The sequence below is a fragment of the Citrobacter sp. R4 genome (assembly GCF_026719175.1).
GTDB lineage: Bacteria > Pseudomonadota > Gammaproteobacteria > Enterobacterales > Enterobacteriaceae > Citrobacter_A > Citrobacter_A sedlakii.
On the sequence record NZ_JAPPSU010000011.1, the window covers coordinates 1 to 21,095 of the forward strand.

The 21,095-nt window shown below is 46.5% G+C and carries 20 protein-coding genes and 2 pseudogenes; 6 read left to right on the top strand and 16 right to left on the bottom strand.

The genetic code is table 11. From position 1 onward, the window contains the following. Nucleotides 1–75, top strand: a pseudogene (locus OOJ60_RS18925) (IS6 family transposase); the annotation flags it as partial. Between the two features lie 52 nt (nucleotides 76–127). On the opposite strand, the pseudogene OOJ60_RS24880 reads toward OOJ60_RS18925, so the two are convergent. From OOJ60_RS24880 to OOJ60_RS19005, 16 genes and pseudogenes are all read right to left on the bottom strand, one after another. Next, a pseudogene (locus OOJ60_RS24880) lies at nucleotides 128–2,434 on the bottom strand (phosphoadenosine phosphosulfate reductase domain-containing protein); the annotation flags it as partial. 172 nt (nucleotides 2,435–2,606) lie between these two features. After that, nucleotides 2,607–3,056, bottom strand: coding sequence for a hypothetical protein (locus OOJ60_RS18935; RefSeq protein ID WP_000182314.1), 450 nt, complete (start codon nucleotides 3,054–3,056; stop codon nucleotides 2,607–2,609). A 51-nt stretch (nucleotides 3,057–3,107) separates the two neighbouring features. After that, complete coding sequence (locus OOJ60_RS18940) at nucleotides 3,108–3,899, bottom strand: hypothetical protein (RefSeq protein ID WP_046788417.1); 792 nt, start codon at nucleotides 3,897–3,899, stop codon at nucleotides 3,108–3,110. Nucleotides 3,900–4,125: 226 nt separating this feature from the next. Continuing rightward, on the bottom strand, nucleotides 4,126–4,383 hold the full coding sequence (locus tag OOJ60_RS18945) for a hypothetical protein (RefSeq protein ID WP_042634392.1): 258 nt from the start codon (nucleotides 4,381–4,383) through the stop codon (nucleotides 4,126–4,128). A gap of 65 nt (nucleotides 4,384–4,448) precedes the next feature. Then, nucleotides 4,449–4,775 carry a hypothetical protein gene (locus OOJ60_RS18950; protein ID WP_000556022.1) on the bottom strand — a complete coding sequence of 109 codons (327 nt, stop codon included), beginning with the start codon at nucleotides 4,773–4,775 and terminating at the stop codon, nucleotides 4,449–4,451. A gap of 415 nt (nucleotides 4,776–5,190) precedes the next feature. Then, the gene (locus OOJ60_RS18955) at nucleotides 5,191–5,337 is read right to left on the bottom strand and encodes a hypothetical protein (RefSeq protein WP_001426334.1); all 147 of its coding nucleotides are present in this window, start codon (nucleotides 5,335–5,337) and stop codon (nucleotides 5,191–5,193) included. A 280-nt stretch (nucleotides 5,338–5,617) separates the two neighbouring features. Further along, nucleotides 5,618–6,868: a site-specific DNA-methyltransferase gene (locus OOJ60_RS18960; protein ID WP_000104323.1), complete on the bottom strand. Its 1,251-nt coding sequence runs from the start codon at nucleotides 6,866–6,868 to the stop codon at nucleotides 5,618–5,620. 168 nt (nucleotides 6,869–7,036) lie between these two features. Continuing rightward, the gene (locus OOJ60_RS18965) at nucleotides 7,037–7,645 is read right to left on the bottom strand and encodes a hypothetical protein (protein ID WP_000833773.1); all 609 of its coding nucleotides are present in this window, start codon (nucleotides 7,643–7,645) and stop codon (nucleotides 7,037–7,039) included. Nucleotides 7,646–7,800: 155 nt separating this feature from the next. Beyond that, a complete protein-coding gene (locus tag OOJ60_RS18970; protein WP_001290637.1) occupies nucleotides 7,801–8,058 on the bottom strand; it encodes a hypothetical protein in 258 nt (85 codons plus the stop codon). A 64-nt stretch (nucleotides 8,059–8,122) separates the two neighbouring features. Next, nucleotides 8,123–8,551 (bottom strand): hypothetical protein, encoded by a 429-nt coding sequence (locus OOJ60_RS18975; protein ID WP_001133498.1) that lies wholly within the window; start codon nucleotides 8,549–8,551, stop codon nucleotides 8,123–8,125. A gap of 94 nt (nucleotides 8,552–8,645) precedes the next feature. Next, entirely contained in the window at nucleotides 8,646–9,023 is a 378-nt protein-coding gene (locus OOJ60_RS18980; protein WP_000853477.1) for a hypothetical protein, read from the bottom strand. A 407-nt stretch (nucleotides 9,024–9,430) separates the two neighbouring features. Next, complete coding sequence (locus OOJ60_RS18985) at nucleotides 9,431–10,378, bottom strand: flavin reductase (RefSeq protein WP_164846946.1); 948 nt, start codon at nucleotides 10,376–10,378, stop codon at nucleotides 9,431–9,433. A gap of 242 nt (nucleotides 10,379–10,620) precedes the next feature. Then, a complete protein-coding gene (locus OOJ60_RS18990; RefSeq protein ID WP_000581857.1) occupies nucleotides 10,621–10,917 on the bottom strand; it encodes a type II toxin-antitoxin system RelE/ParE family toxin in 297 nt (98 codons plus the stop codon). Between the two features lie 49 nt (nucleotides 10,918–10,966). Further along, nucleotides 10,967–11,437 (bottom strand): hypothetical protein, encoded by a 471-nt coding sequence (locus tag OOJ60_RS18995; RefSeq protein ID WP_000170638.1) that lies wholly within the window; start codon nucleotides 11,435–11,437, stop codon nucleotides 10,967–10,969. 434 nt (nucleotides 11,438–11,871) lie between these two features. Continuing rightward, on the bottom strand, nucleotides 11,872–14,262 hold the full coding sequence (locus tag OOJ60_RS19000) for an Ig-like domain-containing protein (protein ID WP_000694550.1): 2,391 nt from the start codon (nucleotides 14,260–14,262) through the stop codon (nucleotides 11,872–11,874). 72 nt (nucleotides 14,263–14,334) lie between these two features. Then, on the bottom strand, nucleotides 14,335–14,502 hold the full coding sequence (locus OOJ60_RS19005) for a hypothetical protein (RefSeq protein WP_000803860.1): 168 nt from the start codon (nucleotides 14,500–14,502) through the stop codon (nucleotides 14,335–14,337). Between the two features lie 320 nt (nucleotides 14,503–14,822). Between OOJ60_RS19005 and OOJ60_RS19010 the strand changes: the two genes are divergently transcribed. The 5 genes from OOJ60_RS19010 (at nucleotide 14,823) to OOJ60_RS19030 (ending at nucleotide 20,303) form a co-directional block, all read left to right on the top strand. Beyond that, the gene (locus tag OOJ60_RS19010; RefSeq protein ID WP_000277497.1) at nucleotides 14,823–15,587 is read left to right on the top strand and encodes a hypothetical protein; all 765 of its coding nucleotides are present in this window, start codon (nucleotides 14,823–14,825) and stop codon (nucleotides 15,585–15,587) included. Between the two features lie 80 nt (nucleotides 15,588–15,667). Continuing rightward, nucleotides 15,668–16,429, top strand: a complete 762-nt coding sequence (locus OOJ60_RS19015) for a methyltransferase (RefSeq protein ID WP_001167416.1) — start codon at nucleotides 15,668–15,670, stop codon at nucleotides 16,427–16,429. 93 nt (nucleotides 16,430–16,522) lie between these two features. Beyond that, the gene (locus tag OOJ60_RS19020; protein WP_000149861.1) at nucleotides 16,523–16,786 is read left to right on the top strand and encodes a hypothetical protein; all 264 of its coding nucleotides are present in this window, start codon (nucleotides 16,523–16,525) and stop codon (nucleotides 16,784–16,786) included. A gap of 20 nt (nucleotides 16,787–16,806) precedes the next feature. Beyond that, nucleotides 16,807–17,418, top strand: coding sequence for a hypothetical protein (locus OOJ60_RS19025; protein WP_001572415.1), 612 nt, complete (start codon nucleotides 16,807–16,809; stop codon nucleotides 17,416–17,418). A gap of 464 nt (nucleotides 17,419–17,882) precedes the next feature. After that, entirely contained in the window at nucleotides 17,883–20,303 is a 2,421-nt protein-coding gene (locus OOJ60_RS19030) for an Ig-like domain-containing protein (RefSeq protein ID WP_000681217.1), read from the top strand. Nucleotides 20,304–21,095: the final 792 nt, after the last annotated feature.

Genomic DNA, 21,095 nt, shown 5'->3' on the forward strand with positions numbered 1-21,095 from the left:
GGCCAGGCCTCAGCATTTTATTATGGTGATCCCCTGGGCGAAATGCGCCTGGTAAGCAGAGTTTTTGAAATGTAAGGCCTTTGAATAAGACAAAAGGCTGCCTCATCGCTAACTTTGCAACAGTGCCGTAAAAACCTGTTTTGGTCGTACCGTGAGCACTGCTCAGCACCCTCAGTTCCCAGATAACGTCACGGATAACGCCGCCATTTTCTGGCTTAAGGCATTCAGATAAATGGCGCATGAAACGAGCTCTTACGGCACGGTAATAGCGGAACTCCTCTGGCTGGTTAGTATTTTCTTTCACCCGGAGTCGCTGGTTACACAGAGTTAGAACTGCATCCATCATTCCCGCCTTCAGCTTCGCCTGGATCGCACCTTGTTGCTGTTCCCTCTCACCTTCGAGTAACGTTAAGATTCTTTCTCCGAGTGCCGTCTTGTTGTGTACGTGCAACTGTACACAGGCAGCTACGCATGCCCAGAATCTGAACTTTTTTATCTGTCCACGCAATTTCCGGGCTACAACCTGACGGTATGCAGTATCGCTGAGTATTTTAAAACGCCGACTGGCAACCAGCTCTGGAAGCGACACTCTTTCGCCTATCCCCAGGCGGGAAAAGGTTTGTCCCCGTTGTGCGAGACGATGATAGACAGCGCCCTTCCCTTTTGAAATTCGGACCGCGCCATAACGAAGAAGATACTGAGCAGCAGTCGTTGGAGTAAACTCACCGTCAGCGATGCTCTGGCGTAACCCGTCGTATTCATGCCAGATAATCCAGGACGCCGTATCTTCTTCAACAGTCAGCTCATCCTCTTCCTCGAATGCCACGACGACAGAACTGCTCTCTCCGGTCTTTAGGCTACGTGAAGCCCTGGGGTCAGCCTGCCCGTCAAAATAGGTCATCAGCGGCAACGTATCAGTCAGTCCATCATAAGCTGTACCGAACCGGCCTCCGGGCAGTTTCATCCAGAGTGGAGCTGGCATTGGTGTACGGGCCACAGGCAGCATGTCAGGCTCATCCTCAAGAAGGTCCAGATCGGCCTCTTCCCAGACTCTGCGATAGATCTCAATTGCCCGAAACGGGCGAGGGTTGAAACAGTGCAACGACCAGAGGAAATCAACGTGGATCACGTTTGCTTCATGTACAAGCCGAAATTGTGGCTCAGCCATACGACGGTTATAAGCCGTATCGTCCACCTCGCCGGAAAGTAGCTTTCTGCGATGCTTTGCCGCACGTCTGGCTTCAACATAATCAAGGCTGCAACAGACATGAAAAAGACGTTCAGTCAGGGACGAAGAAAAGATATTGGGTTGAAGACGCACATACCCGCCTTCGAACACTTTACGACCGATATAATCCCGCAGGCTCCAGTCGTACTGGATCTTAGAAAGAAATCGCTGAAGACGACTTAGGCCTGCCTGATAACCATATTTCTCAGGGTCAGTGCGAAGGAGCGTTTCCATTGAATGGTCAACCCCTACGGCTGTGCAAAGCGAGCACCCATATCTAGCCCCACAAGCTGAGGTTCGCGTGGGTTTCTCCGGCGACCAGATACACTCTCCGGTGGCGTCTTTATAAAGCGTTGCCAGGCTGAAGTTATCCGGCATAAAGCTTGGTAAAGGGAAGCGGGATTCGGAACCACAGGCCATTAGAAAAGACCAGATGTCCTGAGTGCGCCACTCCTTTACTGGATAGAGTTCACCACCGTGCTCAGTCAGGGTTACTTTCCTCGCCTGCCCTCCCATTTTGAGGATATTTCCGGCCCTTCGGGCACTTTCATCATCCCTGGAGCCCAGCATCAGGCATACCCTGCTTCGTACGGATGCCGGGGCGTTTTTTAGATAACGAGCTTTGGCCTTGCGCAGGGGGGCGATTTTGTAGTCGGTTGAGCACTGACGGGTTGAAGAATTAGTCCAGGTCGGAAGTCCACGTCCAGTCAGAATGCGGCCTACCCAGCTCTGCGTAAGAGACGGTTGGGCGACAAGGACTGTGACCGGTAGCTGGTGTTCAGCAATGAACATTCTAAGCTGGTTGAGAACCTGTGAAGCCTGATAGTGCATCTCAGGGTTTTCGATCAGCGTATCGGACATCTGAATGAAATGATGTTCGCTGATATTTGTGCCGTTACGTACTGCCCTGATCAATGCCATCAGAAATAGGTGAAGAAGAGAATGGGAGTCTTTACCGCCACTGTATCCCACGCACATCGTCCATCCGTCCGTAATAGCCTGATAAATAGCAGATGTGGCTGACGTGACCAGAGAAGAAAGACTCACAGTCTCCTTTTCATCGGTATAGTTCAGATCGGCATCGGTTGTCAGGGTCTCCCAAACATCAGCCCATTTATCATGTTTCAAAATGGCAGCATTAGCCGCCTCAGGAAAAATAACTTCTGAGGGTAATTCAAGGAATGAGTCACTTTTTTCAATAAACATATATTTTCCTGAACCACGGCATATGCTGCATCACTGATATTTTTATTAGAACTTTAAAATAACTACAGCGCAACCATTTAGCGAAATTATATTAAATCAAAATCACGCAAATTTAATTCTTAAATAGATTTAAAATAAAAACCCATTGTAATTTAATCTCCCAGCACAGCTATTAGATATAGGTTGGTGGTGTAATAAAAGCCGTGACATTTGTTTTCAACTCAGACAGCGGAATTGAAGGAGTGTTAAGAGTCATGTCATCACCACAATGGCGTGGTAGAGCAGAAAGCTGAAATGAATCTTTCATCACCCTAATAACCGGGCATTCCGTACGTGCTGATGGCATTACTTCCCGCAGCATCGCTTCCTGCCTTGTGCTATCGCTATGCTTATATTCATCCTGGTCTGTTATTTCTTGAATTTCATCTTCACCACAAAATGACCAGTTAGCGTCATAGAAGTAAAACTCAGTTAACTGAAGATCGTTTTTTTTCACGTATGTCGCCAATTTGCGGATACGCTGTTCAAGCATTGTATCTATCCGTAAGGAAACACTTTGCGGAACATCACTTGCAAAGTCATTGATGCAAACAACGGTAGATACTATGAATTTATTGGTCATGGCAGGCTCCAGGCCACCGGGGGAACCGGTGGCTACGGTTATCAGGCAGGCTTATGCGCCGCAAAGGGTGTCAAGGGAAGGAAGAAGCTTGCTCAGCTTGTCGTAATCGAGCGGAGACAGTTCTGTAACGAGTTCGACCGAAAGACTGGTGTTGTCTTCTTCACTCAGAATATAGATTCCGTCTTCTGGCTCTTTTCCGGCACATGCCTTCAGTCGTCTGTTAACGACCTCCTGGGCTGAATCCGCTACGTCGCAGCTCAGGACATAGCTTGCCACATAGCTGCTCTCACCGTGGTAATGCGTCACTTTACACAGAGCATACTGGATACCGGCTTTGTGAGCCTCATTCATGAGACGAGAAAACTGACAGCCATCCTGGTAATAGTGGGTATCCTTTGTGACCAGAATAGTCATACCCCCAAATTCATCTGTCCGGCTTTTACTGCATGTAAATGCAGCAGTAATTGTTACCATTTCCGGGAGGTCGAATACCGACAGCACGGCAGTTGTGAGGCAAATTGCATGGTCAAGATCAATAGTCTCTCCATGAAAAACTGACAGCCCACTGCTGTTAACTTCTGTTGCGAACGACAGTTCATAATTACAGTCTGGGCAGGATGGTTGCCCAAAGCTCGGCTCTGAAGGGTCATACTCAGGGTGGTTCTCAATAATACTGAGAATCAGCTTCTCAGTCAGAGAACAATCTGCCAGTGGCTTATCAATCAAACGCTCACCTTCTGCAATTTCTGCTTCGGTAACGAATGTGATTGCTTCTTGTGCCATTTTAGCCTGCTCCTGAGTGCAGGGAATAATAAACGACGCCAGAGTATAATTATCTGCCACAGTTGACTCCTTGATTATTTAATTAATGTATTTGATGAGAAGATCATAACAAACACACTACTACCAACTAATAACCTGAAGTCGTTTTTTTAGAAAAAATATTAAGAAGAATATGAACACCACCTCATCTTAAATTAATATTGTTCAGGATTAATATTCATTTTTGCAAATAAAAACCGCCAGACGGCGGCTTTTATAAAGAGGGAAATATCATTGGAAGCTGAAATTACTTCACGGCAGGCCGACAAATTACGCGACTGCTGTGAGCTGAAGCGAAACTTGTAGAGGAAACTATAATCACCTTTTCTAAGTCGTCGGCACTGTCGGCAATATGATGCCGAAAAGCCTCCTCTGCATCACCAGGGGAATCGGCTTCGACCGGGTAGGCCTGATCATCATCATCAAACATAATGCGCCCGGAAATGAGATAAAGTCGGCTCAAATCTGGCGTCGCTGCGCTCGTGCTTCGTTCGTTCAGATTCATTTTTTCTCCGTCTGTTGCTCGTAAAAAGAATGACGCCGGTTTAAAAGGCGTCGCCAGGGTTCAGGCTAAAACGCAGGGTTGCCATCGAGGAAGCTCATTGGCTGGCCAATAGCGGATGCCACCCTGAGAATTTCACCTGGTGTGGCATAGCGCAGCATTTCTGAGCGTCCAAATTTCTGATACTCATCTACTGACATCTTTCTCCACTCGGGGTGAGGATCTTTTCCGCACAGTGACCAGTTGCTTTCAGAGGAATCACGACGGAGAACGTACACATCAAGCGAGGCTGTAAGCCCGCTTCCATATCCCCGCTGCGCTACAATACGAACCTGAGAACCATCGTCGCGTTGCAACGTCTGGGTTAATTTCGTGATAGGATCCTGAGAATGCATGCCATTTACCTCGTTTTTAAAAGAATTACCGTAAGTAAATGATACCGAATCGAGAATTCTGGCTAATAGGTCAGAAGAAAAAATATTGCATATTTTTGAAGTGTAGGATAATGATTAGAATAAAATGGCCTGAATAAATCGTTAGCTTTAACTCTGCTTATTTCAGAAAAACTCTGAATTAGTAGTGATGGAAAACGACGCGGTGAAAAGTAACTTTTACACCGCAATTCAGAAAAAAGTTTCAGTTAGTCACATTACGAATAACCCGGCTTACTTTCGCATGTGCGTTCCCCTGCATGTTAAAGTAAAGCCCTCCGGGCAGACTCGTCGCCCACTTAACGCCTCGCTCAGCCATACGCTTCGGTGTTTCCAGCCAACCACGAGGAATATTGCCCGGAACGTTACCGATAACCCGTCAAATGCATGCTGCTACCCGGATGCCGCCGGGAATATCGCATTTGGATTCAACAATATGCATGACCTCAGATAAAGCACCATGCCGCTGGACATGATCGCCAATGTGCAACTCGATAGGAGAAGCCATTTCTGAATCTGACTTCATATCTGTCCACCTTTAATTTAGAAACCGTCTAAATTACCAAATTAGTTAATCCAACAACATCTGTATCACAACCATCAATTTGTTTTTGTTGGGTCTATATCGTAGAAACAAGTGAATAATGAATACACTCGTTAATACAGACAACCGGAAATGAATGACTACCTGATTATCTCAGCGGTATATGCTAAGCCGTTAATATTGCCATTCTCTGGTGGAACCACTGCTAAATGAATAAACCGTTTGTCGCTTCAAACCACTTTATCAAAACCGTTAACTTGCATTAAGTCCGATACAGTTCGGCGAGCTCATCCAGCATGGGGTTACTCTTATATCCCGGTGCGGCCGTAAAAAGGTTTCGGGAAATCGCCAGCCACTCCATGATTTTGTCCGTCGCCAGCCAACGTCTGCCAAGTCGCTCGGCTGCGATGGGGACTTTATGCAAGCCAGCGAAGGGATCTACAACAAGATCTCCCGGCTCTGTCAAAAACTCAATCAGAAACGCTGCAAGCCTGGTAGGAGACGTTGCACCGTGCAGCGGAAAACCGAGCTCGCGGGCAATGGAATGGCAAAATCTCGTATCAGCGCAGCTATTGCCGTAAAACAAAGTATTCTTGGGGATCGTTCCTTCTGTTTTATTTCCAAAGGAACCGCTTTTAAGCTGGTACGCCCCATCACCATAAAAGGTCGTGCGATTTTCACCGCCTGCTGCCTGCAATTTTAGATGCTGGTCTGAATGCGGTTGTAGTACACGTAAGTTGTTTGAACGAACCTTACTCGCATCATTGGTAAACCACAGCACAGGCTCATACGATGAGCAGAGCTGCACCCGTTGCTTACATGCCCAGTGCGTTGGCGATGGGGGCTTACTGCGATTCACCCACTGAAGCCTGTCCATGAGCTCAAGCCCCAGCTTGTCACATAATGCCAGTGTCAGACGCTCCAGATACAGAGAACGTGAAGGCCTACCCCTATTAAAGCTATCTTGAGTGATATTCAATGCCACACTTGCGCCCGGTACAAGCTGTTTCACGATCGGTTCGAGGATACGCAGAAGCCAGTCAATATAAGCCTGCTCGCCACGCCCCCCTCCGTGCCCGTAGTCTCTTGAATTTCGAAGGAGGTAAGGTGGCGAGGTCAGGCAAAGATGAATTTGCTCGGTGATATTGCTGAAGAAGGCATAGGCGTTTCCAAAAACCGATGCCCCAAGAGAAGTTGAGAAACCGACAACACAGAGCTTTTCCCATGACTCATGCAGGTTTGTTTTCGTCTTAGAGGCGTATCTCCAGACGCCCCGTTTTTCTGGAACGCGTTCGATGACCCCGGCCTGACGGAGAGTCTGCTGAAACCAGCGAACCTTATGTTTGACGCCGCTGGTTCTGGTTTTATCTGACCCAAATTCTTTCAGTTCGTGCAATTCGGCATCCGACATGCCAGTTTTACGCTGCACTTCGCGATAAAGCTCGTCGTTGGTCAACGGCGATTCGGAGGCAGCGTAGATATGCGCAATTAAGTCCGTATTAATCGTACTCATCAGCCATCCTAATGGGGATACAGTTATTATATCGGCCTGATGGTTGGAAGTGAGATTACTAAATCAGACCGATCTGGTTTGTTGAAGACTTTGCCAAATCATGCAGCACAGCTGGGCTTGCACAGAGCGAGCCGGGCTCCTTTAGCGGAGACACCTTCGCAAGTTGGATTAATCAGCCTCAAGATTCTGGAACTCAATGAGCTTTTGCTCACACTCCTCCCTGCCCCACGATCCCTGCCAGTCACAGATGTCCCGGTACTTACTTTCCAGCTTATCCATCTGTGCGAGATTAGCTGTTGCGAAGTCTGTCCATATGTCATGCCAGCAAGCGTTGTACGTAACGCCAGCTGGTGGACAATACTCCATTGCATCAGCATTAATAATTTCAACGCGAAGATCGGTTGCAAACGAGGCTGCAACGAGGTTAATAACATCCTGTTCTTTTTCGATTACCGTGACATGGGTTACATCGTCTTTCTGAAGAATGGCGTGGAGCACCATACCAAGACCAAGACCATTAATGAGCACCCGCCCGGTGGCTCGCTCTATAAAATCCTGGCAGGTTCGGATCTCCATCGGGGTATTGGACATCACCACATCCCAGCCGTTGGACAAGCGGCGATATCTACCGGGCGGGATAAACTCATCTGTATTACCAGTACACTCGGCACGAAGGGCGAGGGTCAGCGCCTTATCTGTGGTAATTTCGAAAGTGTCCAGTTTCCAAGTTCCGGACTTGCCGTCTTTAACGGGTAAATCAGAAAAGCAGCTCTTCATCGAGGCAACCAAAATTCCAGTAGTTTTGTTACGCTGAACCTACCACAAACCCGCTCTTAATGAAGGCATCAGGAGCGATAGCGATCTTTGAGGCATCGTTTAAAACAGCGGCATCCTGTAACAGACACCCGATATTTTTTTTAATGCCGCAGGTGTTAAAGGTAGCGTTGCAAAGTTGCAACATCTTCAGGGGCAACCTCCACGCAGCTCCTGACACTGTAGTGATTTTCGCCGTTGTAGTCATAAACCCCACCGTCTTCAAAACTCAGCTGTTCAACCTCGCCAGCACACTCGGAAATCAGTGCCGTCTGGCAAGCATTTTTCTCACAATCGCTGACGAGTATACGAACATAGCTTTTCTCATGGTCGCCGTTACGGTTCTGGATCTTTACGATAAAGTGTTTTTCAGACATTTGTGCCTCCAGCTCAGGTTGAGGTTAATTTAGCGTTGCCCCGGTTCACCGGGGCAAGAATAAATCAACCCTTAATGAAATTGTGCCCCCAGGTGTTAGGCTTAAATGCCTGCTCTTTGATATATGTTTTCATTACCTTGCAGGTTTTTTTCAGGGCTTTGGTATTGGCATCGGTTACTGGGATAAAATGGCGAGAATGACGGTTTTCCCGGTACTGCTTATCAGCGTTTGGGTCAATTGCTTCGCTTTGCAGGAGCCCTTCGTGCCTGCCAATTACTATTACGTAGTTCATTTCACCTGAAACACGATCCGTGAGTAATTGAAGGGAAATATCAGCTGCTCGCGTGGCCTGGCTTGCAGATATTTTTGCATGCAAGAAAGCCCCCTTTCTGAATTTGGCCGGAGTTAGCCCTGTAATATCCTCAACACTAAAATTAAGTGAGGAAAGAATTGAAAATAAGTCGCAGCTAATGACTTCAGTATTATTAGGCATTTTACCCGTCCCCGTCCATATTCATGATACGGTAATGATACCAGGTCGATATCATTACCTAATAACTTGGTGAAAGAAAATCTGTAATTTTTAGTTAACTAAAATTAATAGTCTCAATACTGCTCAAGAATTCTTTTTTTACGTCCGGTGTAAAAGGTATACGTTCAATGTATTTATAAAGTGTCGCAAATGTTTTGGGTTCAATGTTTCGGGAGATAATGTCATCAATCGGATCTTCGAACATATTGATAAAGATATCGACATGCTGCTCTCCGCTTTCTGATGCCTTTGAAAGAAGACTGACCACTTCAATGTAGCGATTATCCTGCTCTGCAATGAACAACCAGTGCCCTTCGTTAAAGGCGGGTGCAGCGCTGTAGCGTTTAACAACAATTTCTGAAAGATTATATCCTGCCTGATTCAGCAGATTATTAAAGTTGAGTTGAGTTGAAATCACGTCTAACGTTTTCATAAAACCTCCTTTTCATCTGTACTTATTATACTGTTACCCAACCCCCAGCTAATAACCTCCCAGCAAATTTTCAGAAAAAAAACACCGCCTTTTATTTAAGATTGAACACATCCTTTTTAAATACCAACAATGATTATGAAACCACAATGTAAGTGAAGCGCCATTATGGAAAAGTAACTTTTGTGCAGCTCATAAATTTTATTTATTAGTTACGTTCCTTTGTCTTGTGGTCGAAGTTCATCAGGCGAGGCCTAAGAAGAATATGTGTGGTTTCAGCCAATGCGGTGATCGGGCATTATAATTTGGTCGGGCTATTATACGTGGGTAAAGGTAGTGGTAGGGAGAGGATCAGGTTAAATTGCATTTTCCCGGTTGCCTTCCCTGGCCTACCGGTTTCAGGTCAGACGCTAAGACCAGCGGTAATACTTAAAGTAGTCCTCATTTACAGCCAAAAACTCCCTTAAACCGTTCATTAATCCCTTTTCAAACGCTGTAACGATAAACCGGTATCCGTCCAGTGTTTCAATGTAGTAGATCCCGCCCGGTGTTATTCCAACATGCAACACCTCGGCTGTCATCATAAACTGGCCTTCCGGAAAATCATGCGACAGGTATATAAAACCCGTCGTGGCCGGTGCGGGTGTGGCATTCACTAAGACACCGTTAAACTGCTGCCCGTGCCTCGCCGGTACAAGCTCACTTCCCCTGGTTGACTTATCGAGCAGCCCCTTAACATCTTTTTGCTCTTTAGATGAGGTATAGCCCCGCACATCACTCCCATCACCTGGGCGAGAGCCGGTGCCGACATGTGCAAGACGACGGTAAGCGCTGCGCATATTGATGTGGCAGGATGCCCCGGCTCTACCCTGAAGCCTTACGCCAAAATCTTCGCAAAGTAATAAAATCTGACGTAGCTGGTGTTCATACACGGACGCAGAAAGTGAAAGGTTGAAACTGGAAAAGGTCAGTTCTAAAACCTTTTCCCGTTTGTCATTGAAATGTGCTTCCAGCCTGATGATTGGCTTTTCCGACATTGCAAAAGCTTTGTCCGTTGCTCTGTACCGGCATTCATCTCCGAAACATTCTTCAACAACGCTGGCTATAACCGTGTCGTGATCGCCATCTTCCGGAGCTGGCACAAAGATTTCAAATTGTGCCGGTGTCTCCGGCTCCAGCAGAACGGGATATAAACGCGGAGAATTAAGCAATGCGCATTCAGAATTAATGAGCTTAACCCAGGCGCTTTTGTCGTCCGGATCCTTAAGCTGCTGTCCAAGGTTATCGCAAAAGTCTACTATCTGACGGGTATGCTCATCCGTGACTGCACAGATCAGGTTAAGACCATGCGTGGCCATACTCAATTCCCGGGTTCGGGACTGGGAATTGATCGACCAGGGGTTAAGTGAAAGCGAAATAGGGCTTATGGAAGGGACGACCGTCTCATTCTGCAAATCTGTAAGCTGGCAGTTCGCAGTAGGCTTCGGGGAAAGGGTACTAAATATGTAACTTGCCTATTGTTTAGTACTGGCCTGGATATAAAACATCGCGTCCATGCTTGTATCCCGGGATGAAATTGAAAATAGCTTCATTTTTAACCTTAATGGATGAGCGATTTATAGTCATGTGCTGACAAATGGACATTATGTGCGCCATCATTCCATTCAAAGAATAATCGATACTTAGAGTTTACTCGAATGGAGGAATAACGGTTTGACGTCATTCTTAAGCGTTCATAACGCAAGCTGTTGGATAATAACTCCCGCTCACTCTGGACATTATCCAGCGTTTCGAGTCGACACAGAATCGCGTTAATAATTTCAGAAGGAATACCTGCCGTTGTTTTTCCATTACGGAAGAACTTTTCAAGCCGTCTGTCTTTAAATGAATGGATCATAGTTCCTCCGTAATAATTGACCTTAAAATTAAATTAAAAGGGCTTTGAATTAATGAATCCCTAAAATGCGGGCGGCGACTGCCAGCTGCTTATCACTTAACTGACGCTGGTGGGTTAAAGAAGACTTAAGGCTTTCCAGAAAATTATTACTGCTGGATTGCTGGGTGATTGCATCAACCATTTTTTGATGAGATCTGCACCATGCATTGAACGCAGAGTTGTGGGCGTTTTCAGTCCTCAAACGCTCGTTTTGCAAGGATGCTGACACTTTGCGGGCAGCTTGAGCATTAATGCGGTACAGCGCATTCAGCGTGTAAGCAGTGCGGGTCGTTTCGAGGCTGTAACCCGTGGCTTTACAAGCCATACAGCGACTTCTATAAAAATGCTTACGCTCTCCCCGACCATTGCATTTATCGCAAAGAATACGAAAAGTATATTCCGCAGTACCTTTTACAGAATCAACACAGCGGATTTTTGCGCTGGAGATTTCAATTCCACTGCGATCATAATATTTGGTCATAATGTGATTCCTCCGGTTAGTTCTGGAGTAATCATGACAGAATGAATCTACTGGCTAATAACCTGAGAGTAAATATTTTAAAAAAACATTGAGAGAGGGTCTGCAAATTTATACACGAAGGATTCAAATATAATTTTGTTTAAAAAATTAAGAGCATTCTGAAGTAAAAGTGCATCAAAAAGCATTCATGGATAAATCATGTACTGGTGCCAGCCATTTAAACGCGGGCATTGTTCCGGAGTGATTAAACGGTTTAGCATCATAGATTAAAACCAAAAGGAAGGCGTCCTTCCCGTCTCGGGAATATTACTTTCCCGTTTGCAATTTAAGAGCCACTTAATGAGAAAGTAATAATTAAGTCATGCTCAACTCTACATATTACATTGAGGATGGCGTAACAGGGTACGGCATACTACCGCACCCTTCTGAAGAGCTTATGTTTGAGGGAATTCTATAGCAAATGTGGCCGTGCCAGATTGACCACTTACAGCGGGAGTAACGGGATACGTGCGCTCTTCACCATTACCAAGATCCAGTGACAGCGATTTAGTTTCACCAGGCTGGACCGTAACTCCGGCAACCGTAACGCCGAACTGGGCATTTTTCTGAACAGTCAGGGTTCCGTTTAACTGTCCGGTAATGATAGAACCGTCCTGACGCCGCAACACACTGGTTCGGATGATGGCCAGCGGCGTGTTGTCCGTTGCTTTCAGTGCTACGGCTGTGGCCAGCGTCTTGAGATTATCCAGCATAATCAGATTCGCAGGCTGGTAGGTAAAATTAAGCGTTTTAGTGGTCCGGTTACCTGATTCGTCAATAGCCAGTGCCTCCAGATGATACATCTGTCCCGATTCGTCAGTGTTGGGGAAGATTCTGGGGTATTCCGGAATAAAGACATCCTTGGATAACGGCGTGAATGCCAGGGTGACCTTTTCAGAGTTAGGTCCACCAGCGAGCTGAAGCGATGTCAGGGAAGCATCCCCAGAGGCATCAGTAACGCTTATGCGAAGGTTCTCAAGCCCTTTAACCAGTTTTCCTTCTGCGTCTGCGCCATTAAAACTGAACGCGATAACCGGAAGCGTTGAGTCAATTTTCAGCGGTGCATTAAGCGTTTTGGTTCCGGTGTTTCCAACAAGATCCGTGGCAGAGACGCTAACCACCGTATAATCCCCGTCCGGTAGACCAGCGTATGAGAAGGTGGCGTTTTTGGTTTTATAATCGCTTTCACTGACGGTCACAGGCTTCAGCGTGAAAGGTTCCCCCCGGGCATTTTTAAGGGTGGCTTCGAAAACTTTGGTATCCCAGTAGCTGATGTTCCAGGCGTTGACGCGATCATTATCGGTGGCCGTCATAGTGATTGTCTTGGAGGCCTTGTTTACCTGAGCGACATTAACCACCGGTGGGTTGTTATCCCAGATAACCGTAAAATTACCAGCAAGCGCATCGAATATGCTGTCACCATCTTTTCCCGAGTAAAGGTGCAGATACTCAAATCCTTTGTCACTGGTGTAGTTGAAGTTAACCGTCATCTCGCATGAACTTTGTCCGATAGGTATAGTGCAGAACCAGGCTGCATTTTTTACCGTTCTGAACTTTTGCACGTATGGTCGGGGTTCAGCGGTTACCTTTATGCGGCTAATGGTGGCGGTTTTAACGCTGATTGAGGCCTGAGTTAACCACTCACTGGTATCACTCCGGTACATCTCTTTAGCCACTATCTTCGGGGCTATTTCCATCGCCGGGGCTGGAGTGAAGTTGAGGGAGTTATGATGAATTCGTCTTACTCCTCCTGCCAGAGTCTGGAATTCATGATAAGTATCCCCCACATTGGGATATATGTATTTGAAAGTATAAATATTATAAGTGCTATCGGACGTCTGGAAATTCGAGTCCGCCCAGCCATATTTGGAACCGTTAACAGCAGTAAAGTCACTTTTTTTCCTTAATACCCGTACGGAAATAGGGTTCTGGAAGACGGTCATGCCAGACTGATAAGTGACCCATGATCCGGTAGTGGCGTCCTGCACCTGGATGATATCGTCAGGCTTAACCCGATCAATTACGCTTCGGCGGCTTAGTTCGATCCTGTTTCCCGCTTTGTCATAAAGGTAGATCCCCACTTTATATTCAGAGCGGTTTTCCGGTGCCAGGGCATTGCTGCTTGCGTCGGCGACTTGAACGGTTACGCTACCTTCCACTGTATTAATTTCCGCTGGCTTTTTACGCTCCACTCCAGCGGCATCGGTTATGAAATATTCAGCATTAGCAAGCCCGGAACCTTTATCACTCAGTCCATTAAAGACCAGTGCCTGGACGCTGGCGTACTGCATACCGGCTGGTACTGAAGTGAAGATCGCTTCGCTGCCAAAGTTCCACCCGTTTCTCGTATAACTTATGGTACCCGTTGCCGGAGGCGTTCGGTCAATTGCAAGCGGGTAATCCTGCCGGGAGACCTCCTTCCCTTGCAAGTCGGTAATCACCTCTCTGAGGGTGAAGCTATCTTCTCCCATCGCTGGTACGGTCAGAGTCTTGCCGTAATAATCAAAGCCTGTCGAAGATGTGGTACGGTCATCTACGGTAACCAGGCTGCTTTTCGTGCTCCAGATGAGGCTCCCGTCACTTTTCAGCAGACTGAGCGTAATATAACGGTCCAGACCGGAAATAACGGCAACGTCAAAGCTCGTTACCGGATTAATCCATACGGATGCAGGCGATACGGTCTTTTTAACGTTCAGGGTATCTTTAAAGCTGAATTCTGCGATTTCAGCGGAAGCTCCTGCGCTGAAACCTGCAAATGCAATAAGCAGGGCTAGTTTGATTTTCATGGGTTGTCTCCTGATCAGGTTCCCCATGATACTTTTTCAGTGTTCGAGATCTTTTCGGGAAAATAGCTAATTTTAATGTTTTTCTTTTCTGCCCGGCGGGACCTGTTTTGTTCCATTTTTATCAGTGAATGTAATGAGACCGATTCGTCCACTGTTAACAGTGTAAAAGCGAGGTTGAAAGCCAGCTTTGAGAAGGTTTTCAATAGCTGAAAAAAAATCTTTTTTGAGCATTGGTTTCAAGATGGTTTTCCTTTTATGCCCGGTGCCGCCGGGACGGTGGCATTAAATATACGCCATGTAAGTAAATTAATTTTTACCCATTTGATTGTCAATACAAACAAAAAATAAACCATGTTTATTATTTTACCAGCGATGCTATTTTAAAGTCCGTCTAAAATAAAAAACCAAAAAGTTAAATTTGAAGCCATCCTTCCTAAATTCATTTCTTGCGCATATTAGCCCCTGCTTTAAGTATATAATTTTTGAAAAAGTTGTCTGGAGGTTATTAGCTCGTGCATCTGGATTGTTAATATAAAGCCAACACAGAAAAGGAAAACAAAATGTATAAATTAGTATCTCCTCGTGAACTGACTGAGATTATTACCGGTTTACTGCTTAAACCTGAACTCCTTGGTGAGCTGGACTCACCAGAAAAGCATCGGATGTTTATGGCAGATTTAGGCCGGGTGGTGGCAGAACATTGTGGAGGTCTGGTAAACAGCGTCGTCTTGCCAGGAGCTGAAGTTACAGTGCCGGATGGGTTACCGCTTAACGGCCAGCCAGTACGTTATCTCGGAATCAAAGAGAGCATCCCTCACCTCCTTGTAGAGCCTGATGCTTCCTTACCTTCGCTCGCTAAAAACGTCTGGATGTATGCAGATCCTGAAGGCTGGAAAGAACATTTTGGAGCTGAGGAAGACTGCCTTACTCATGAAATGATGCAGCTGTTCCGTAAAGGTATCCAGGCTCTTCAGAAGGAGCATGATACCCCTGAAATTAGCCTCACACTTCAGGACTGGCGCCTGGAGGAGGAAACACTGAGAGAAGAGGACAGTCAGGCCTATCAGGTCAGCGTTACCGGCCAACATAACATCCACTGTGAAGTTGTTAACAAGGAAGGTAACCCCTGTTTTGGTGTCATGTTCGAAATCGATCAGGGTGTGCCTGCCTTACACATCAACACCGGCGGGGATATGTTGCTCCACATTCATTGCGCCCATAACGGACTCGTTCTGACCCCTGATGCAAGCGGTCAGCGATTTGAGAAGGCTCCCGTTGACCGCTTCGCTTATAACAGCCCATCCCTGCTGTTGTCTGCCGACTAACCAAGGCCAAATCTGAATTGTCCTGTTTAAGTAACCAACCCGCTGCCGCCAGGCGGGTAAATCCTCTTAATGGAGTTTTAATGCAAATCTCAACTGAAGTTCTGAACGTCTTATCTCGCTGCCGTGCTGAAGGGAACTTTCTTTTCCTGGCCGACCAGCTCGACCGCAGCATTTATGTTAAGACAAACAAAGTGCTGGAAGCTGCCGGTGGCAAATGGAACCGAAAAGAGCAGGCACATATTTTTACGGCGGATGCAGCTGAGCGTATCGAGCAAATCATTCTGACAGGTTCGGTCGACATCCCACGTGATTTGTTCAATTTCTTCCCTACCCCTGAGAATTTAGTCACAGATATGGTTCTACGCGCTGAACCAGCTGCCGGGGAACGTGTTCTGGAGCCTGAGTTTGGTGATGGCCGCATTCTGAAAGCCTTAAAACTGGCGGCTCCGGATGCATTGATTACCGGGATCGAATTGAACGATGAGCGATTCCTTGCAGTGAAGAACGATAGTGTCCTTAGCACAGGGGCCGAGCTGGTGCATACCGACTTTCTTGGGTACCAGCCCGATGAAACTTTTGATGTTATCGTTATGAATCCACCATTCCTTAAACGCTCTGACGTTAAACATGTCATGCATGCCATCGCAATGCTCGCTAAGCGAGGTCGCTTACAGGCCATTCTGTCAGCTGGGGTATTGTTCCGGGAAGACACACTGACAAAAGCGCTCAGGGAGCGAGTCAAACAACTTGGCGGACAAATTTCGCCTCTTCCGGATGATACATTTAGGGAGTCCGGAACAAAGGTCAAAACAGCCCGCCTTGAAATTGATCTTCGCCGCTAACTGACAAGCAACCGGAAAGAAATCTTAATACGAGTAGCCGGTTAAAGTTACCTGACCGGCTTAACTGACTAAATCAATAAAGAGTGAACAGAAATGACGCATACTGCCGTTTCTCAGGCTAATAGTGCTTTGCAGCTACCCACGCTGGAGCATGTCTACGCACTTCTGAAAGCAAATTGTAAACCTGACCGCTTTGACGGGCGTGACGGACCCGTGTGGGGCCAGGAATACTCGTGGAATCTGGCAAAAGATCGCTTACAGGATCTGGAGAAATACGGTAAGGCATATGTCTCCCGTCATGAAGACCGTATGGGGGAAGGATTTAGTTTTGGTCCTGACCTGTTAATTATTCGCTAACGCTCTTAAGGCCTGATGATATGGTAAGCACAACTGGAAAAAATATGTTTTCAAAGCCTATGACCACTTTCACACCAGAACGTATTGAACAAATTTTGGAATTTTCCGAGGGTAGTAACCCAAGCGAAGCAATGAGTCTTAGAGCTGACGAAGTTGCTGTACTGGCACGTATTGGAAAGGCAGTTATGTCGATTGCGCCTGTTTATCAGTGCGAGTTTTGCCACCATGACGCAACCGGGCAACTTCAGTGGCACTGGGAAGATGTGAACAAAGCTTTTTATGATAAATACGATCCAGACAGACGCGGAAGACGTCGAATCCTCTATACCGCCCCGCCGATGCCTTTAGTTTCGGCTGACCTGCTTAACATGGCTTCATCTGCTATTGAAGACTTGCTCACTAACAAAGACAGAAGTGGTGCGGGAATGTGGAATGACATTCCAGAACAGCTACGACGCGCAGCAGAACTGGTAATGGATAATAGCCGGGCCGCTGAAATAGAAGCGATGCTGATGCGTCTTTATGTAGAATGTGACACCGGTGAGCGCAGAGGCAACGGCAGTCAATCTGGCGTAGCAATGCCTTCGTGGCAAACCGTTGAAGAGGCACGTGTGTTGCTGGGGGTGAAATGATGCAGTTCTCGCCAGGGCAGTTTGTAATTCACAACAAGAAGCGCCTTGCGGAACGAAGGTAGACGTACTGACTGAGGTTCACTCCCCTCTCGACTGGTGGCGTAATACCGCCAGGTTTTGATTCATATATGCCGTCCGTTAACGCATTTATATCTGTCATACCTAATTTATCCTGATTCTTTTTTACACAAAGTAAAAGCATCACTTAATGCGATATGTGGATGCCGATAGTTTCAGGCTAATGTTATAAGTTTTGCAATCGTTGCCAGTTTGGATACCACAGCAATGTCAGATGTAATTCCAAAAAGAAAGATTTACGTCCTGAACGCACAATAAGGTTTGTCGAAAGGCAAATTATAGATTTGTAATTTCGAGCACCATATGGAGAAGTTTTTTATACTTTTACGAACATAGTGACCTTTAGGAAAAGCTTAAAATAACACCAAACCTAAAGGGGAATAAGAATGAAACATCTCGCTTTTATTACTGCTGTAGCCGGACTCGGTATGTCTGTTCAGGCCCCAGCTCAGATATATGAATCGGCCTTTAAGGACACGAACGGTATTGAGATCCACGCCCCGTCTTCTCGTCTTATGCTTAATCCGGCATCACCGGTAACTTTGACACTTATTTCAGGTCTTGATCGTTTCGTTAATGTCAAAGTCACGAAAGACACTGGAACTGTCATTCTTAATACTACGACTACACGGACGGGTGTATCAGACCGACTAACAGCTGCTGACGGTAGTGAGTTCTACGGCAAAAAAGTAACTTTGCCTGCTTTGGGTGAAGGCAAATTTGTCGTTCAGATAAACGTGTTAGATCTCAATCAGAAGCCTGTAGCGACCTATAACTATAACTGGCTAATTGATGTCACCCCTCCAGCGGCAAATGCTCTTACCGCTAATACTGGTTCTGGCTCTACCGCTGGTGACGTGTGGAAGCTTGGATTAGAGGCAACGGGGCAGTATGACTTCACCTCTTCGGGCGTAAGTGATGCAAATGGTATTGATAAGGGCCTAATATATATTTACAGGCAGGACGGTAGCCTCTACAGCACTACACAGATGCAGTATGACGTATCCGGCCAAAAGATGTACCACACTTACTCTAAGAATTCAGTTAAGGGAACCGGAATACCAGACAGCAACCTGGATGAAGACTTTACTGCAAAAGTTGTTATCTTCGATAACGCAGGTAATAGCCGAACGCTGCCAACTCAAAAATTTCGCTACGACAACACGCTGGGTGAGATGACACTGTGGGCCGTTCATGATCCAAATACGTCTTCCAGCGTCGTACCCGGGGTTTCTAATTATCCGGCTTACAAAGCCGGTATGGTCGTTAACGAAAACCCTATTCGATTAGTCTACCGGATCCCAAAATCTAACTACCGTGCTTATTCAGAAGGTGGGCTTCAGTTCATCAATCAATATTCCGCCCCCAAAGAGATAGCTGTAGACAGCACTTATGCTTATGTTGAAATGACTCTTCCCTATGGCTCAATTAATGGGGATATGGCTCGTATGGCGAACTTTGGCCAGTGGGGAGGGTATTATCCGTCATACAGCCTCGTTCTAAACCCATCTGCAAACCAAACGCCTGCATTTGCGGGTACCTGGGTAGATTTCCTCGATGATAAGGGGAACTGGGTTAAGTGGAAGGATTTTGAGAGTGTGGCTTCATCACGACTGCCAATTAAAATTTCCCGACTTCGTTTTAACGTTGAAGCCCGGCCCTTTGCACAGGAGATCGGCGGTAAGGCGACCTGCACCATTCCGGCAGGAAAAACCTCGTGTGAAGCGCCTGAGACGTTTGATATGGCCTTGGGTACCCAGGGCTACAATAGAATCCTTTACTTCGTTCGCAGCATCAGCAATCCCATTTTGCGGTCTGAGCAATGGATTATGACACGCTGGAACAATAAACAACTGCCGGTAATAAACTCGATATCATATGACGAGACTAACAAGCAGCTGGATGTACTGGCGTCACTTGAAGGCGATGGTAACTGGTTCGACTCGGTCTCATTGAGGGAATTTTATCTTTCCGATAAGAACACCGGTACCCGGATGTCACCAACAGGCGTAATCAAATCTCGTATCTCAGGTAACTACACGATTGCTTATGATTTATCCCGTCAGTCTGAAGGAAAATACAACGTTGAGGTCAACATCAGGGACTTCTTCCAGAACCAGACCAATAAAACTTTCGGAGAAATTGCTCTGGATAACACTCCTCCGACAGTGGCCATAACATTCGACGGAAAGCCGGTAAAAGACGATACGGTAGTGTACGGCCTGGAGAACCTCAGGATCGCTCTGGCAGATAATCTGACAACCCCGAGGATAACCCGTCTTCAGCTCGTAGGTGGCCCCACAGCTGATAACGTTGAGCTTACGTGGTCACCGGCAGGCAAAGATACATACATGCCTGAGTATCCGAGGCTGTTCCCAAATTTCGAACCATCTGAAAATTATTCAATTAGCGTAACAGTTGCCGATAGTCAGTCGAATACCAAAACCTATACTCAGAAGTTCAGTTATCTACCGAATAACCTTGTGCAGTTACATAATCTACGCACATTGTCGGTCAGTTCACCTCTCAAAACGACAGATGGCGTACCACTTGCGTACCTGTCCACTAACGTTCTGCGTAAGACAAATGGAGAAATTGCTAAAGGGGTCCAGAACGCAACGCTGACTGTGCGGAAGGATGCAGCCTTCGGTATTAAATTTAATGGGGCACAGGCGGCTCCAGGCGAGTCAGTTGAGGTGCAAATAGATATGGGCCAGGGGGATAATCTTCTGTTACCCGTTTATCCTTCCGAAAATGGGAAAGTTGGCACCTCAGAATTCATGATTCAGATCGACGAGTTGAAGTAACTACCCGGAGCCGACAGTAAAACTGACGGCTTCAATTTTACTGCCCTCCTCGACTCCGATCAGCCAGTACGTCTTCAGAGATTCGCAAGGAAGAACCGAAAGAAAAGTTACTTTAATCGTACGTTTCCAGCGATGCTTTCAAAAGACAATGCATACTCGTTGATTACGACAATGGGAGTGAGTGTCGAACCCCTTGAGTAAGGATACCTGGTAAATATACAGCCCCGGGGATTCTCTTCCTTCAACCGGGGATGACAACGGGAGTGAGTCCGGCAACTCACACCTGTTGTCACTTCTCTGACATATCGTCATACGAGCTTACTCAAGCGCATCCACAAAGATGGGATCGTTTTGAATCTAAACTGGTACTGGTTAGCCAGTCACTTGCATCTACTCCCCCGTCGATATTTAAGTGACAATTGTAGTGATCTGCAATACTGGTGTCTCAGAAACACTGACGACGGTAGAGACTCAATACCCTAACCCCTGACAACAGAAGTGAGCTTAGAGGTGTTACGCTGCTGTCACCTAATGCTTGGGAATTGCCTGACTCACAACCATTGTCATCCGGAGCTACTGATTAACGTTGAACCGCTGGACTTTAATGACAGTGGTAGTGATGGATAGGCTCATTTCCATTGTCGTCATTTTATCGGACAAGCCTCTTCGTCCTACAGGTTTAAGCTGACAATGGTAGTGATTGGATGATCTCACTACTGTTGTCACTCAGTTCTTTGAGCGGACCCTTCCCTCGGTTGGTCGGCATTAACAACGGTAGTGACTCGATTGGCT